This window comes from Pantoea eucrina (assembly GCF_001691555.1).
Taxonomy (GTDB): Bacteria; Pseudomonadota; Gammaproteobacteria; order Enterobacterales; family Enterobacteriaceae; genus Pantoea; species Pantoea borealis.
The window spans coordinates 1,127,200-1,141,917 of sequence record NZ_MAYN01000008.1; the positions used below are offsets into that span (position 1 = coordinate 1,127,200).

Sequence of the window (14,718 nt, forward strand, 5' to 3'; positions counted from 1 at the left end):
CTGTATCAATTCATTGTTAACTAAGCATTTATTCTGCCAGCCAGTTAATGAAATCTGCGCTGAAAACCGTTACATCTGTGCCGCGAAAAAATTTAATTCAGGCAAAGGAGTGATGATGAAACTGGCAACATGCGCGCTGTTCCTGGCAATGGCTGTGCCACAGCTGGCACTTGCTCATCAGGCGGGTGACTTTTTTATGCGCGCCGGTACGGCGACGGTCCGTCCGACTGAGGGATCTGATAATGTGCTGAACATGGGTGAGTTCAGCGTTGATAATGATACGCAGCTGGGGCTGACACTGACCTGGATGGCGACAGACCATATCGGGATTGAGCTGCTGGCGGCCACGCCGTTTCGCCATAAAGTGGGCCTCGGTCCGACCGGTAACCTGGCCACGGTACGTCAGTTGCCGCCGACGCTGATGGCGCAATACTACTTCCTCGACAGCAACAGTGCGGTGCGCCCTTATGCCGGTGTCGGTATCAACTACACCACTTTCTTTGATGCAAAGCTGAATCAGACCGCCAGAGATGCGCAGCTCAGCGATCTGAGCGTGAAAGACTCCTGGGGCATTGCCGGCCAGGTGGGGCTGGATTATCAGATTAACCGTGACTGGATGCTGAACGCGTCGCTGTGGTATATGGACATTGATACGGAAGTGAAATTCAGACATCAGGGCGTACAGCAGAACATTAATACGCGTATCGATCCGTTTGTCTTTTTCTTTGGGGCGGGCTATCGCTTCTGAAGCAGGAAAAGGGCGACCTGCGGGCCGCCCTTTCGGTATTACTTGATCTGCATGTTGTTAACAACAGACTTCACGCCTGCCACGCCGCGCGTAACGGATACGGCACGGTTAGCCATCTGTGGTGAGCTGACAAACCCGCTCAGCTGAACCTTACCTTTAAATGTCTCAACGTTGATTTCAGTGGATTTCAGCGCCTCATCATTCAGCAGCTGTGCTTTAACTTTAGTGGTAACGACGGTGTCATCGATATAGCCACCGGTGCCTTCTTTAGTTGGCGTTGGCGCACAGGCGCTCAGTGTCAGTGCCACAAATGCAGCCATAAAAATTCCCGCAACGACCTTGAACAATTTCATTTGGTTATCTCCCTGTCATAGATGGATTCACACCGTAACGCAACGGCGCATGTAAGTGTGGGTCGGCCCTGAATAATCGGCAACCCGCCGGCAGAGAAAAAGTGAAAAAAGTCGGCGCTCTGCGTGAAAGAACGAGGGGGGAAGAAAAAGAGTAAAGGATGCGGCTCCGTCAGGAAGACGGAGCCAGAACGTTTAGCGGGTAGCCGCTTTCAGCCCGCTGACAAAGGCTTTCAGCTCACGCAGCAGCGTTGCCGGATCGCGCTGATTTTTCTCAATAATACGTACAATAGCGGAACCGGAGATTGCCCCCGCTGCGCCTGCTGCAATGGCTTCACGCACCTGGTCCGGCTCAGAGATGCCGAATCCCTGCAGCGCAGGCGGCGCCTGAAACTCACGCAGTTTATCAATCAGGTGATGCAGCGGCTGACTGGCGCGATTTTCAGCACCGGTTACCCCCGCGCGCGACAGCAGGTACGTGTAACCGCGGCCATGCTGAGCCAGTTCACGCAGCAGGTCATCGCTGGCATTAGGCGGGCAGATAAAAATCGGCGCGATGTTGTGACGCAGTGCAGCCTGGCGGAAGGGGGCAGACTCTTCAATCGGCACATCAGCGACCAGCACCGAGTCGACGCCCGCGGCGGCACACTGCGCATAAAATGTATCAATGCCGCGGCTGAATACCAGGTTAGCGTACATCAGCAAACCAATGGGCAGATCGGGGTATTTTTGCCGCACCACCTGCAGCATCTCAAAGCACTGCGCAACCGTTGTGCCGGCTGCAAACGCCCGCAGCGTGGCGCTCTGAATGGTCGGGCCATCTGCCAGCGGATCGGAAAAGGGGATCCCCAGCTCAAGCGCATCAGCGCCGCCTTCAACCAGCGTATCGATAATCTGCAGTGACAGCTCAGGCGTAGGATCGCCCAGCGTAACAAAAGGCACAAAGGCGCCTTCCTGACGCGCTGACAGGCGTGAAAACAGCTGATTATAACGCTCCATCATATCTCTCCCTTCGCTTTAAGCAGGTCATGAACCGTGAAAATATCTTTATCACCGCGACCGGAAAGGTTGACGACCAGCAGCTGCTCTTTTTCCGGATTTTCACGCATCATTTTCAGCGCATGCGCCAGCGCGTGAGACGATTCCAGTGCCGGAATAATACCTTCTGCCCGGCACAGCGCTTTGAATGCATCGAGCGCCTCGTCATCCGTAATAGAGACATACTCAGCGCGCCCGATGCTGTTGAGATGTGCATGCTGCGGACCCACGGACGGAAAATCGAGGCCGGCCGAAATTGAATAAGACTCTTCAATCTGGCCCTCTTCGGTCTGCATCATCGGCGCCTTCATACCGAAGTAGATGCCCACGCGGCCATGCTTCAGCGGCGCGCCGTGCTCACCGCTTTCGATGCCGTGACCAGCGGGCTCAATGCCAATCAGGCCCACGCTGCTCTCTTCAATGAAATCGGCAAACATGCCGATCGCGTTGGAACCACCGCCTACGCACGCCAGCACGGCATCGGGCAGACGGCCTTCCGCTTCGAGGATCTGCGCTTTGGTCTCTTCGCCGATCATACGCTGGAATTCGCGCACGATGGTCGGGAAGGGGTGCGGACCGGCGGCGGTTCCCAGCATATAGTGTGCGGTTTCATAGCTGCCTGACCAGTCGCGCAGCGCCTCATTACAGGCGTCTTTCAGCGTAGCTGAGCCGCTATGGACCGGGATCACTTCCGCGCCCATCAGTCGCATACGGAAAACGTTGGGTGACTGACGCTCAACGTCTTTCGCGCCCATATAGATGCGGCACTTCATGCCGAGCAGTGCGCAGGCGAGCGCGGAGGCGACACCATGCTGGCCGGCGCCGGTTTCCGCAATGATCTCATTTTTTCCCATTCGCTTTGCCAGCAGCGCCTGACCGAGTACCTGATTAGTTTTGTGCGCGCCGCCATGCAGCAGATCTTCGCGCTTCAGGTAGAGGCGGGTCTTCGTTCCCTGAGTCAGATTGCGGCACAGGGTCAGCGCCGTCGGACGACCGGCGTAATTTTTCAGCAGATCGGTAAACTCCTGCTGAAATTCAGGATCGCGCTGCGCCTCAACAAAAGCAGCTTCCAGCTGGCGCAGGGCCGGCATCAGGATTTGCGGAACGTACTGGCCGCCAAATTCACCAAAATAGGGATTCAATAACGTCGACATAATTGATCTTTCCTCAACGGCCCGCCAGGGCGGGCCGGCAACATTAGTAAGCGCGTAATGTGGTAAATACCGCGGCGATTTTGCCGGCATCTTTAATGCCAGGAGCGGATTCCACGCCGGAGTTGAAATCAAGACCGGCACAGCCAAGCTGCGCAGCCGTCACGCAGTTATCGGCGGCGAGGCCGCCTGCCAGCAGTACATTGTCCAGCGACTCCCCCTGCAGCAGCGACCAGTCAAACTGCTGCCCGCTGCCGCCCTGACCATTGTCAAACACATAGCGATCAACGTGTGGCCAGTCGCGCGCGGGCAGGCGCTCTTTGACGCTCAGCGCTTTCCAGATTTGCGTCTGTGGCGGCAGTGCCTGACGCAGTCTGGCAACGTAGTCGCGATTTTCATCGCCATGCAGCTGTACGGCTGCCAGATTCAGTTCCACCGCCAGCGTGACAACGTCACCAGCAGGCGCATTACGAAATACGCCCACATAGCGCAACGGCGCAGCGGCCATCACGCGGTGTGCCTGGGCGCTGTCGATTTTGCGCGGTGAGCCTTCAGCAAAAATCAACCCGCCATACAGCGCACCCGCTTCACTGGCCGCACGGGCCGCTTCCGGCTGCGTCAGGCCGCACACTTTATTATCACCCAGCAGCACGCGGCGTACCGCAGCTGCCAGGTCAGCCTCTTCCATCAGCGCCGAGCCGATAAGAAAACCGTTAGCAAAGCGGCTCAGCTCACGCACCTGTGCATAATTATGAATACCGGATTCGCTGATGACGGTAACACCGTGGCTCAGGCGCGGTGCCAGCTCGCGGGTACGGTTGAGATCGATAGAGAGATCGCGCAGGTCGCGGTTGTTAATCCCTACCACCTGTGCGTTCAGGGCAATCGCCCGCTCCAGCTCCGCTTCATTACTGACTTCAGTCAGAATGCCCATACTGAGGCTGTGAGCCACCGCGGCGAGCTGCCGGTACTGCTCATCATCCAGCACGGAGAGCATCAGCAGGATAGCGTCCGCCTGGTAGTGACGGGCCAGATAGATCTGATAGGGGTCGATGATAAAATCTTTGCACAGCACTGGCTGAGTAACCGCCGCGCTGACAATGGGCAGAAAGGCAAAGTCACCCTGAAAATATTTTTCATCCGTCAGAACCGAAATGGCAGAGGCGTGGTGACGATAGACGGCGGCGATAGCGGCAGGATCGAAATCCGCCCGGATCACCCCTTTTGACGGCGACGCTTTTTTGCACTCAAGGATAAAAACGGTGCGGGTGCCACGCAGGGCATCATAAAAAGAGCGCGTTGCCGGCTGCAGTGCCGGGTGGAATGTCTCCAGCGGCTGCTGCTGCTGGCGTTCTGCTATCCAGAGCGCCTTATCCTGCACAATTTTTTCTAATACGGTGCCTTTAATACTCATCTCATCCTCTCGCTGCCAGTGCAACCACGCGCTCATAAGCCTGCCCGCTGCGAATCGCGGCGATAGCCCGCTCCGCGTTGTCGCGCAGGTCTTCATGACCAAACACTTTCAGCAGCATCGCCACGTTGACGGCGACCGCCTGCTCATGCGCGGGCTCTCCTTTACCCTGAAGTAAACGGGTCAGAATGTCACGGTTTTCTTCCGGCGTGCCGCCCGCCAGCGCCTCTTTGTCATGAATGCCAAAACCAAAGTCATCCGGCGTCAGCTGATAGCAGGTAATTTCTCCGTCACGCAGCTCTGCCACCTGTGTAGCGCTGTGCAGCGCGACCTCATCCATACCGCCGCCATGGACCACGGCGGCCCGCTGATAGCCGAGCACTTTCAGCGTTTGCGCGATGGGCAGCACCAGTTCCGGGCTGTATACCCCAATCACCGCCAGCGGCGGCCGCGCCGGGTTAATCAGCGGGCCGAGCACGTTGAACAGCGTGCGTGATTTCAGCTGCTGACGCACCGGCATCGCGTGACGGAAGCCGGTATGATACTGCGGTGCAAACAGGAAGCAGACATTAAGGTCATCCAGCGCCTGACGCGCCTGCTGCGCCGGCATATCCAGATTGATACCAAACGCGGCCAGCAGATCGGAGGAGCCAGATTTACTGGAGACGCTGCGGTTCCCATGCTTGGCAACTTTAAGACCGCAGGTCGCGGCAACAAACGCGCTGGCGGTTGATATATTAATGCTATTACTGCCGTCGCCACCGGTGCCGACAATATCAGCAAACGCATAGTCAGGGCGCGGAAACGGTTTAGCATCAGCCAGCAGCGCCGACGCGGCACCGGCTATCTCCTGTGGCTGCTCGCCGCGCACTTTCATGGCAATCAGCGCCGCGGCGAGCTGAGTGGGCTCCAGCTGACCGGTAATTATGGCGCTGAACAGCTGGTGGCTCTCCGCCTGACTCAGCGTTTGCGCCTGATACAGTTTTTCCAGAATAGTTTGCATCTTTATCTCCCTGTTACTGCGCCAGCGCCCAGGCCAGCGTCTGTTCAAGCAGCCGGGCGCCCTGGGTAGTGAGGATCGATTCAGGATGGAACTGAAAGCCGCAGACGCGATCGGCATCATGCCGCACGGCCATGACCATGCCGTTGTAGCTGGCATTAACCGTCAGCTCAGCGGGTGTATTACTCCCCACCAGCGAGTGATAGCGTGCCACCGGCAGCGGATTACTCAGGCCGCTGAACATTGCGCAACCGTCATGCTCAACCGCAGACGCTTTACCATGCAGAATTTCACCCGCCTGGCCTACGTGGCCACCGTACGCTTCGACGATAGCCTGATGACCCAGGCAGATACCGATAATCGGCAGCTGGCCGCGCAGCGCCTGCAACAGGGCAGGCATGCAGCCCGCATCAGCAGGGGCGCCAGGGCCTGGCGACAGCATCAGTACCGGATTTTCCATCTGCTGCAGCCGCGCAATCAGCGTTTCTGCCGGCACGTTGTTGCGGTAGATCACCACGTTGTGACCAAAACTGCGCAGCTGATCCACCAGGTTATAGGTAAACGAGTCGATATTATCGAGCAGCAGGATATCAGCCATCAGAACATCTCCTTGCAGTGGTGCGCAGTTGCGATAGCGCGCAGGACGGCGCGTGCTTTATTGCGGCTCTCATCCGCTTCAGCCTGCGGGATGGAATCCAGCACCACGCCGGCACCCGCCTGCACGGTAGCAATACCTTCTTCAACCCAGGCGGAACGGATCACGATGCAGGTATCGAGATCGCCGGTCGCGGTGAAGTAGCCCACGGCCCCGCCGTAGCTGCCGCGCCGCGTGCCCTCTTTTTCAGCAATCAGCTGCATGGCGCGTACTTTGGGTGCGCCGCTCAGCGTGCCCATATTCATACAGGCGCGGTAGGCATGCAGGACATCCAGATCGTCACGCAGCGTGCCCACCACGCGGGAGACCAGATGCATGACAAAAGAGTAGCGGTCAACTTTGGTCAGATCGGCAACATAACGGCTACCTGGCTTACAGATACGGGCGAGATCGTTACGCGCCAGATCCACCAGCATCAGATGTTCGGCCAGCTCTTTGTGATCGGTGCGCATCTCCAGCTCAATACGGCTATCGAGATCGCGATCCAGCGAGCCGTCGGCATGGCGGCCGCGCGGACGGGTGCCGGCAATCGGGTAGATCTCAATCTGGCGCGACTGTGCGTCATACTTCAGCGAACTTTCTGGTGAGGCACCGAACAGGGCAAAATCCCGATCCTGCATAAAGAACATATAGGGGCTGGGATTGCTGTTCTTCAGCGTCTCATAAGCCGCGAGCGGTGACGGGCAGGGCAGTGAGAAGCGGCGCGACGGCACGACCTGGAAAATTTCGCCAATGCGGATAGCCTGCTGCAGCGAGGCCACCACGTCACAGTAAGCGTCATCGCTCTGGCTGGTACTGAGCGTCATCTGTTCAACGCGCTGCACCGGCAGGGCGGGCGCTGGCTGTGTCATCTGCCCGTGCAGCTGCTCAATACGACTCTGCAGACGCTGAAACTCACTGGTTGAAGGCGCAAACAGGCTCGCCTGCAGGCGGGCTGACCTCTGCTGATGATCAATAATCAGCAGCGTTTCAGCCAGATAGAAGCAGTAATCGGGGCAGCGCTGCTCATTACGCAGCGCCGGCAGGTCTTCAAAGCCGGCGACCAGGTCGTAAGCAAACAGCCCGCCCAGCAGCATCGCTTCACGTTCATCAGCAGGTGTGTTGACCAGTTGCGGAATCAGACGCAGCGCATCAAACACTGAAAAGGCTTTCAGCCGCGAGTCTTCATCCTGTACATCATTCGCGGTGGCAAAATGCAGCTCACGTCCATCCGGACGAACCTCAATGTTTACGCTCTCAGGCAGAGCGGCATCCAGCAGCGGCAGCAGGGCGCGGCCATTTTCAGAGAGCGCCTGCAGGGTCACGGTATGGCCCAGGGCGCTGATGCGAAGTGCGCTGTCAACAATCAGCAGGCTTTTCAGATTTTTTTTGCTGTCAATGTCCGCAGACTCCAGTAGCAGAGTCGCCGGGCGTGCGCCGCACAGTTGATGAAACACCGCGGCCGGATCTTCGCGATAAGGTGCGTTTCCGGTAATCAACTTCAATGTAGGTTTCGCATTTGCCATGATAATTTCTCTGAAATTCGCTCAAAAAAAAGCCCGCATGGTGGCGGGCTCAGGTATCTGCACAGCGATCAGGCTTGTGCACAATAACGCCACCCGTTACAGGAAGACGTACGCCAGCTGTCTGTTAACCGCACTATTGCCTGACTCATGACAGATACCTGTTGTGTGTGAACTTGTGTACTAGTTAACTGGTTCGGGCGAAAAATGTCAATACCCTTTCTCAGTTAACAACAAAATCGCTATCATGCCCGCTGATTTTTAGTCGTACTCCGGAGTTACCTTGTCTGATATCAGCCGTTTCCCTCTTTACGATCTCCACAGTCATACCCGCGCCTCCGATGGATTGCTGACGCCAGCAGCCCTGGTCCAGCGCGCGGCTGAGAAGCAAATTGGCGTGCTGGCCATTACCGATCACGATACGGTCGCAGGCGTTGCTGAGGCGCAGGCGTTTGCACAGGAGCAGAAACTGCCGATAAAAGTGCTGGCCGGGCTGGAAGCGTCCACCCTGTGGGAAAATCACGAGATTCATATCGTGGGCCTGAACATCGATTGCGATCACCCGGCACTGCAGGGCTTTCTGATAGAGCAGCATCAGTGCCGTTACGCGCGTGCGCTGCAGATTGCTGAACGGCTGGAGCGGGCGCGGATCCCCGACGCACTGGCAGGCGCACAGCGGCTGGCACAGGGGGGCGTCATCACGCGCGGTCACTTCGCCCGTTATCTGATTGAACAGGGTAAAGCTGAGAATATGGCGCAGGTATTCAAACACTATCTGGCGCGTGGCAAAACCGGCTACGTGCCGCCACAATGGTGTACAATTGAACAAGCTATTGAAGCCATTCATCATTCCGGCGGCGTAGCGGTGCTGGCGCATCCGGGTCGCTACGGCCTGTCGGCAAAATGGCTGAAGCGGCTGATTGCCTTTTTCGCACAAGCGGGGGGCGACGCCATTGAGGTGGCACAGTGTCAGCAGCCGCCGAACGAGCGCACCCAGCTGGCAGGCTATGCGCGCGATAATCAACTGGCTGCATCACAGGGTTCCGATTTTCACCAACCCTGTCCCTGGATCGAGCTGGGGCGTAAACTCTGGCTGCCGGGTGGCGTTGAACCAGTGTGGGAGCGCTTTCCTGCTCTGGCCCCTGCTTTAACTGCCTGAGACAGATGACAAGAGGTTTTTATGAGTCAACGTTTTCACATTCATCCTGATAACCCGCAGCCGCGCCTGATCAATCAGGCGGTGGATTATCTCAATAAAGGCAGCGTCATTGTCTATCCCACCGACTCCGGCTATGCGCTGGGGTGCCGGCTGGAAGAGAAAAACGCGATGGAACGTATCTGCCGGATCCGGCAACTGGATGGCAATCACAACTTTACGCTGATGTGTCGCGACCTCTCAGAGCTTTCGGTTTACTCTCAGGTCGACAACACAGCTTTTCGTATTCTGAAAAACAACACGCCGGGTAATTACACTTTTATTCTCAAAGCGACAAAAGAAGTGCCGCGGCGCCTGATGAATGACAAACGGAAAACCATCGGGCTGCGCGTGCCGTCTAATCCGGTTGCGCTGGCGCTGCTTGAGCGACTGAATGAGCCGATGATGTCTACTTCACTGATGTTGCCCGGTAATGACTTTACGGAATCCGATCCGGAAGAGATCCAGCACAGCATCGGCAAACTGGTGGATCTCATCCTTGATGGCGGCACACTGGGACAGCAACCCACTACGGTTGTTGATCTGACGGACGACACGCCGGTAGTGGTTCGCGCAGGTGCCGGAGATACGCGGCCGTTTAGTTAACGGGCAGGCTGTGCCAGGCGCCGTTACGTGATCGGCGCCTGGCTGAGATTACGATCCAGCCAGCGCTTAAAGTCGCCATAGGGTATATAGAGCGACACATCTTTAAGAATGACTTTTTTACTGCGTCTGTTAGCAATTTCATGGCTGTACCCCACGATCACGCCGGCAATAGTTTCATCATTATTATATACCGCACCGCCTGACATTCCCTGCGTCACTCCTGCATTCGAGGCCATTGCCATGCAGGGTTTTTTATTCCATCGATTAATGATAGCCGTGCGTGCTAAATTAACGCCGCTCGATTCAACCGGCATGGCAGAAATAAAACTATAGCCATACATTTTAATCGCTTCTCCGGGCGCGCTGGTGCGAAACCTGGCCAGCGTATCAGGATTATTTTTGTGATAAATAATCGCGACGTCGCAATAAGGATGATAGGCCTTAACGCGCTGCACAGAAGTTTTAGCAACGTGCGCCGCTGTCAGGCTGTACTCGGGTGTAAGGGGAATGGTTGTACCGAGAACACCTAAACCCAGCACTGTCGGCACTCCTGTCACGCTCATATCAACATGCTCAAGCGCCGCTTTGCTGTATTCAGTCTGTCCAACGGAACAACCGGTCAACGCCAGCGCGAGCAGCGCCGGACACAGTACGGTTATTTTCATTGTTACGATCTTCTTTAATGCGTGTCATAAACATCCCTGGTGAGGAGAGCAGACACGCTAATGACTTTATGATGTCAGCATATACGGGCATATAAAATAGAGCATTGTCCATTCAAACACCCATTATGAAGACTTACGTTAATATTTTGTTATAAATTAGTTCAGGCTTAATTAATAATTTTTGGTGAACGTAAATTTAACCTGCTGATTTATTCTACACCGCTTTTATTTATGTACAAATTCAGTGCGCTAATAAATGGTAATAAAACAGAATATAGAGCCTTAAACCAACCTGTAGCGTGAATTATGCGCGCAACCCAGACAGGTGGAGACGAAATCTCGTTTTAAGTGAAATGGGCGGGCAATTGTAGCTTTCTGATAATAGAAGGCAGAATTTTACCGGAGTGTTGGGGTCTGAACCGATCTGTTTTATCCCGCGGTTAAAAAAAAATGCTCAAATCAGGGGGCGGGCATAAATATGATGAGCGTTTTGTCACAGCCAGGTCATTGACCTGGTTGCAAATAGGATATTGTCAGGGATAAACACGCGTAACAGCGTGCATGCAAAAGAGGCAGAGTCAGAGAACACCGGCCGATCGCCAGCCAGCTATTATCGGCAGCGAAGTTAAAGGTGTTAACAAAACCTTAGCTGGTGTAAAATCGCAGGCCGTTTGCATCCGGTCTGATTGATGCGCAACGTTAACAGTTTCTGACAGAGGACGTGGTAATCCCGCTGTCATACCCATTCTTACCACGACGCCTGGGAAGGCGACAACGAGGCAGCTCCATGAGCGAAAAATTACAGAAAGTATTAGCGCGTGCCGGTCACGGCTCGCGCCGCGAAATCGAAACGATGATTTCCGCCGGACGCGTCAGCGTAGATGGCAAACTGGCCACGCTGGGCGATCGCATTGAAAATGACAAAAGCCTGAAAATCCGTATTGATGGTCACCTGGTCTCTATTGCCGAGTCCACTACGGAAGTGTGCCGTGTGCTGGCCTATTACAAGCCGGAAGGGGAGCTCTGCACCCGTAACGATCCGGAAGGGCGCCCGACCGTGTTTGACCGTCTGCCGCGCCTGCGCGGATCGCGCTGGGTGGCAGTCGGTCGCCTGGATGTTAACACCTGCGGTCTGCTGCTGTTCACAACGGATGGTGAACTGGCTAACCGTCTGATGCATCCAAGTCGCGAAGTTGAACGTGAATATGCGGTGCGCGTTTTTGGCGAAGTAGGTGACGACAAAGTGCGTCTGCTGAGCAAAGGCGTGCAGCTGGAAGATGGTCCGGCGGCCTTTAAAACCATTAAGTTTGCTGGCGGTGAAGGGATTAACCAGTGGTACAACGTTACCCTTACAGAAGGACGCAATCGCGAAGTGCGTCGTTTGTGGGAAGCGGTCGGCGTTCAGGTTAGCCGCCTGATGCGCGTACGTTATGGCGACATTCAGCTGCCAAAAGGCCTGCCACGCGGCGGCTGGATGGAGATGGAGCTGCCTGCGGTAAACTATCTGCGTAAGCTGGTGGGAATGCCGGAAGAGACCGTCACTAAAGTTGCCGTTGAGAAAGATCGTCGTCGCACAAAAGCGAACCAGATCCGCCGCGCAGTGAAGCGTCACAGCAGCGCCGGCAACACCAATCAGCGCCGCAGCAGCAGCAAACGCGGCGCCTGATGTCTGTGTGCCGCTGCTCTGGCAGCGGCTACCAGTCAATTCCCTGTTGCGCCTGGATGCCGGCATCAAAGGCATGTTTCACCGGGCGCATCTCAGTAACGGTATCTGCCAGCTCCAGCAAGCGCCGGTGACAGCCGCGTCCGGTAATAATCACGCTTTGCGACCGCGGGCGCTGTTGCAGAGCGGTAATCAGCGCCTCCAGCTCCAGATAATCCATGCTCACCATATAGGTTATTTCATCGAGGATCACCAGGTCGATATGGCTATCAGCCAGCATGTGTTGTGCCTGCTGCCAGACCTGCTGACAGGCGATCGTATCCGTGCTGCGGCTCTGTGTCTCCCAGGTAAATCCGGTGGCCATGACCTGAAATTCCACGCCGTGCTGTTCCAGTAAATTACGCTCGCCGTTGGGCCACTCGCCTTTGATAAACTGTACCACCGCCACTTTTTTACCGTGGCCGCAGGCGCGCAGCGCCGTACCAAACGCCGCCGTGGTTTTTCCCTTACCGTTACCGGTAAACACCATGACAATACCGCGATTTTCAGTCGCAGCGGCAATGCGTGCATCCACCTGTTCTTTCAGACGCTGCTGACGTTGCTGATGACGATCGCTCATGCGCTGGCCGGGCCCGCTTTGCGTCCGGGCTGGGCATCGAAGCTCATACCTGTTTTACGCCGGCTATCATCACCCATCAGGTAGAGATAAAGCGGCATTAGATCGGCAGGGGTTTTCAGCAGATTTGCATCCTCCTCCGGAAACGCGCTGGCACGCATTTTTGTACGCGTACCGCCAGGATTGATGCAGTTTACGCGCAAAGTATGATTTTTATACTCATCGGCGAGCACCTGCATCATGCCTTCAGTGGCAAATTTAGAGACGGCATAGGCACCCCAGCCGGCGCGCCCGGTACGGCCTACGCTGGACGTGGTGAATACCAGCGATCCCGCCTCTGATTTCAGCAGCAGCGGTAAGAGAGCCTGCGTCAGATAAAAGGTGGCATCAAGGTTAATCTGCATCACATCGCGCCAGATTGCCGGGTCAAGCCCGGCCAGCGGGACGATGTCACCCAGAATCCCGGCGTTATGCAGTACGCCATCCAGGCGCGGTACGTTTTCAGCAATCTGCGCGGCCAGCTGCAGGCATGATTCAGGCGTGGCGGTAGCGAGATCCAGCAGCAGTGAGCTGGCGGGCTGCTTGTTAAGCTGGTTAATCGCTGCTTCTGTCTGCTGCAGAGTAACGGGGTTACGTCCAAGCAGAATAACGCGGGCACCATAGCGCGCATAAGTCAGCGCCGCTTCACGGCCAATCCCGTCTGATGCGCCGGTGACCAGAATAATGTGGTTTTCGAGTAGATCGCTTTTAGGCTGATAGTGCACAGCAATCTCCTTTTATCAGTAGCAGGGTTTCTGGCTTTATGCCTGAATTCGCCTGCCGGTGCAATGCTCCGGAGGAGCATTCTGTGCCGCCTGCGGGCTTTTCAGGCGACGAACCGGCTTAAAGCAGTTACACTCAGCTGTTAATTGTAATTCACTGTTTAATAAGGCGGCAGAATGGATTTTTTCTCCAGCTATGGGCTATTTCTGGCCAAGGCTGTCACGGTAGTGATCGCCATTGCGGCCGTAGTGTTTATCATACTGAATGCTGCGCTGCGCAAACGTCATCATGCAGGACAGCTGCAGGTAACGCATCTGGATGATGAGTATCGTCAGATGAAAGAGGATCTGCAGCTGGCTAAAATGAAGCCACAGGTACAAAAAGTCTGGCTGAAACAGCATAAAAAAGAAGAGAAGCTGAAAGCGAAGACAGAGAAGCGCAACGCGAAAAACGGCGTCACGGAAACCGCAAAGCCGGTACTGTATGTGCTTGGCTTTAAAGGCAGCATGGACGCGGGTGAAGTTGCCTCGCTGCGTGAAGAAGTGTCAGCTGTGCTGGCCGTAGCGCAGCCGGGCGATGAAGTGCTGCTGCGGCTTGAAAGCCCGGGCGGGGTTGTGCATGGTTACGGTCTGGCAGCGTCGCAGCTGCAGCGCCTGCGCGATGCGGGTCTGCGCCTGACCGCCGCGGTAGATAAGGTGGCCGCCAGTGGCGGATATATGATGGCCTGTGTGGCAGATCGCATTGTCGCTGCGCCGTTTTCCATTATCGGTTCAATCGGCGTTGTGGCGCAGATCCCCAACTTTAACCGGCTGCTGAAGCGCAATGATATTGATGTCGAACTGCACACTGCAGGCCAGTACAAACGCACCCTGACGCTGTTTGGTGAAAACACCGAAGAGGGACGGGAGAAGTTTCAGCACGATCTTGATGAAACACATCAGCTGTTTAAAGGCTTTGTGCAGCAGATGCGTCCGTCACTGGATATGAACCAGGTGGCGACCGGCGAACACTGGTATGGACAGCAGGCGCTTGAGCTGGGCCTGATTGATGAAATCGGCACCAGCGACGCGTTGATCATCCGGCATATGGAGCGCTTCACCGTACTGGGCGTACAGTATGCTCGCAAGAAAAAGATGATGGATCGTTTTACCGGCAGCGCCAGCCTGGCGGCGGAACGGCTATTGCTGAAACTCTGGCAGCGCGGCGAAAAGCCTCTGCTGTAACAGCTACCCGGCTTCGGCCGGGTTTTTTATGCTTAGCGCTTGCAGGGCCTGACAGGCGCGCCGGATCTGTCCGGACAAAAGCCGCCGTATCCGGTTACGCTGCGTGATAAAAGTCACGGCGCAACTTGCGGAG

13 protein-coding genes and 1 pseudogene are annotated in these 14,718 nt (G+C 55.9%); 5 read left to right on the top strand and 9 right to left on the bottom strand.

The features are described 5' to 3' along the window. Positions 1-115: 115 nt before the first annotated feature. Positions 116-748 carry an outer membrane protein OmpW gene (gene ompW / locus BBA90_RS11485; RefSeq protein WP_065649254.1) on the top strand — a complete coding sequence of 211 codons (633 nt, stop codon included), beginning with the start codon at positions 116-118 and terminating at the stop codon, positions 746-748. 38 nt (positions 749-786) lie between these two features. Here ompW and BBA90_RS11490 read toward each other — a convergent pair whose 3' ends face one another. From BBA90_RS11490 to BBA90_RS11520, 6 genes and pseudogenes are all read right to left on the bottom strand, one after another. Next, positions 787-1,101 carry a BON domain-containing protein gene (locus BBA90_RS11490; protein ID WP_065649255.1) on the bottom strand — a complete coding sequence of 105 codons (315 nt, stop codon included), beginning with the start codon at positions 1,099-1,101 and terminating at the stop codon, positions 787-789. A 192-nt stretch (positions 1,102-1,293) separates the two neighbouring features. Next, complete coding sequence (trpA, locus tag BBA90_RS11495; protein WP_065650465.1) at positions 1,294-2,097, bottom strand: tryptophan synthase subunit alpha; 804 nt, start codon at positions 2,095-2,097, stop codon at positions 1,294-1,296. Next, positions 2,097-3,290, bottom strand: a complete 1,194-nt coding sequence (trpB, locus tag BBA90_RS11500; protein WP_065649256.1) for a tryptophan synthase subunit beta — start codon at positions 3,288-3,290, stop codon at positions 2,097-2,099. Before trpB ends, trpA begins: the two co-directional genes overlap by 1 nt. A 43-nt stretch (positions 3,291-3,333) precedes the next feature. After that, positions 3,334-4,695: a bifunctional indole-3-glycerol-phosphate synthase TrpC/phosphoribosylanthranilate isomerase TrpF gene (trpCF, locus tag BBA90_RS11505; RefSeq protein WP_206099909.1), complete on the bottom strand. Its 1,362-nt coding sequence runs from the start codon at positions 4,693-4,695 to the stop codon at positions 3,334-3,336. A 7-nt stretch (positions 4,696-4,702) separates the two neighbouring features. Further along, a pseudogene (trpD, locus tag BBA90_RS19555) lies at positions 4,703-6,296 on the bottom strand (bifunctional anthranilate synthase glutamate amidotransferase component TrpG/anthranilate phosphoribosyltransferase TrpD). After that, positions 6,296-7,858 carry an anthranilate synthase component 1 gene (locus tag BBA90_RS11520; protein ID WP_065649260.1) on the bottom strand — a complete coding sequence of 521 codons (1,563 nt, stop codon included), beginning with the start codon at positions 7,856-7,858 and terminating at the stop codon, positions 6,296-6,298. Before BBA90_RS11520 ends, trpD begins: the two are co-directional and overlap by 1 nt. A 280-nt stretch (positions 7,859-8,138) precedes the next feature. Here BBA90_RS11520 and rnm point away from each other — a divergent pair, with 280 nt between their 5' ends. After that, complete coding sequence (gene rnm, locus BBA90_RS11525) at positions 8,139-9,014, top strand: RNase RNM (protein WP_065649261.1); 876 nt, start codon at positions 8,139-8,141, stop codon at positions 9,012-9,014. 21 nt (positions 9,015-9,035) lie between these two features. Next, the gene (locus tag BBA90_RS11530; RefSeq protein ID WP_065649262.1) at positions 9,036-9,656 is read left to right on the top strand and encodes an L-threonylcarbamoyladenylate synthase; all 621 of its coding nucleotides are present in this window, start codon (positions 9,036-9,038) and stop codon (positions 9,654-9,656) included. Between the two features lie 23 nt (positions 9,657-9,679). On the opposite strand, the gene BBA90_RS11535 is transcribed toward BBA90_RS11530, so the two are convergent. Then, a complete protein-coding gene (locus BBA90_RS11535) occupies positions 9,680-10,321 on the bottom strand; it encodes a hypothetical protein (RefSeq protein ID WP_065649263.1) in 642 nt (213 codons plus the stop codon). A gap of 787 nt (positions 10,322-11,108) precedes the next feature. Here BBA90_RS11535 and rluB point away from each other — a divergent pair. Continuing rightward, positions 11,109-11,987 carry a 23S rRNA pseudouridine(2605) synthase RluB gene (gene rluB, locus BBA90_RS11540; RefSeq protein ID WP_065649264.1) on the top strand — a complete coding sequence of 293 codons (879 nt, stop codon included), beginning with the start codon at positions 11,109-11,111 and terminating at the stop codon, positions 11,985-11,987. A gap of 28 nt (positions 11,988-12,015) precedes the next feature. On the opposite strand, the gene cobO is transcribed toward rluB, so the two are convergent. Then, complete coding sequence (gene cobO / locus BBA90_RS11545) at positions 12,016-12,603, bottom strand: cob(I)yrinic acid a,c-diamide adenosyltransferase (RefSeq protein WP_065649265.1); 588 nt, start codon at positions 12,601-12,603, stop codon at positions 12,016-12,018. Next, positions 12,600-13,364, bottom strand: a complete 765-nt coding sequence (locus tag BBA90_RS11550; RefSeq protein WP_065649266.1) for a YciK family oxidoreductase — start codon at positions 13,362-13,364, stop codon at positions 12,600-12,602. Before BBA90_RS11550 ends, cobO begins: the two co-directional genes overlap by 4 nt. Positions 13,365-13,538: 174 nt before the next feature. Here BBA90_RS11550 and sohB point away from each other — a divergent pair, with 174 nt between their 5' ends. After that, entirely contained in the window at positions 13,539-14,585 is a 1,047-nt protein-coding gene (gene sohB / locus BBA90_RS11555; RefSeq protein ID WP_065649267.1) for a protease SohB, read from the top strand. Positions 14,586-14,718: the final 133 nt, after the last annotated feature.

Coding starts and splice junctions, on each gene's coding strand:
- BBA90_RS11520 (WP_065649260.1), bottom strand. CDS start 7,858: ATGGCAAATGCGAAACCTACATTGAAGTTGATTACCGGAAACGCACCT.
- rluB (WP_065649264.1), top strand. CDS start 11,109: ATGAGCGAAAAATTACAGAAAGTATTAGCGCGTGCCGGTCACGGCTCG.
- trpA (WP_065650465.1), bottom strand. CDS start 2,097: ATGGAGCGTTATAATCAGCTGTTTTCACGCCTGTCAGCGCGTCAGGAA.
- sohB (WP_065649267.1), top strand. CDS start 13,539: ATGGATTTTTTCTCCAGCTATGGGCTATTTCTGGCCAAGGCTGTCACG.
- BBA90_RS11530 (WP_065649262.1), top strand. CDS start 9,036: ATGAGTCAACGTTTTCACATTCATCCTGATAACCCGCAGCCGCGCCTG.
- trpB (WP_065649256.1), bottom strand. CDS start 3,290: ATGTCGACGTTATTGAATCCCTATTTTGGTGAATTTGGCGGCCAGTAC.
- cobO (WP_065649265.1), bottom strand. CDS start 12,603: ATGAGCGATCGTCATCAGCAACGTCAGCAGCGTCTGAAAGAACAGGTG.
- BBA90_RS11490 (WP_065649255.1), bottom strand. CDS start 1,101: ATGAAATTGTTCAAGGTCGTTGCGGGAATTTTTATGGCTGCATTTGTG.
- BBA90_RS11535 (WP_065649263.1), bottom strand. CDS start 10,321: ATGAAAATAACCGTACTGTGTCCGGCGCTGCTCGCGCTGGCGTTGACC.
- ompW (WP_065649254.1), top strand. CDS start 116: ATGAAACTGGCAACATGCGCGCTGTTCCTGGCAATGGCTGTGCCACAG.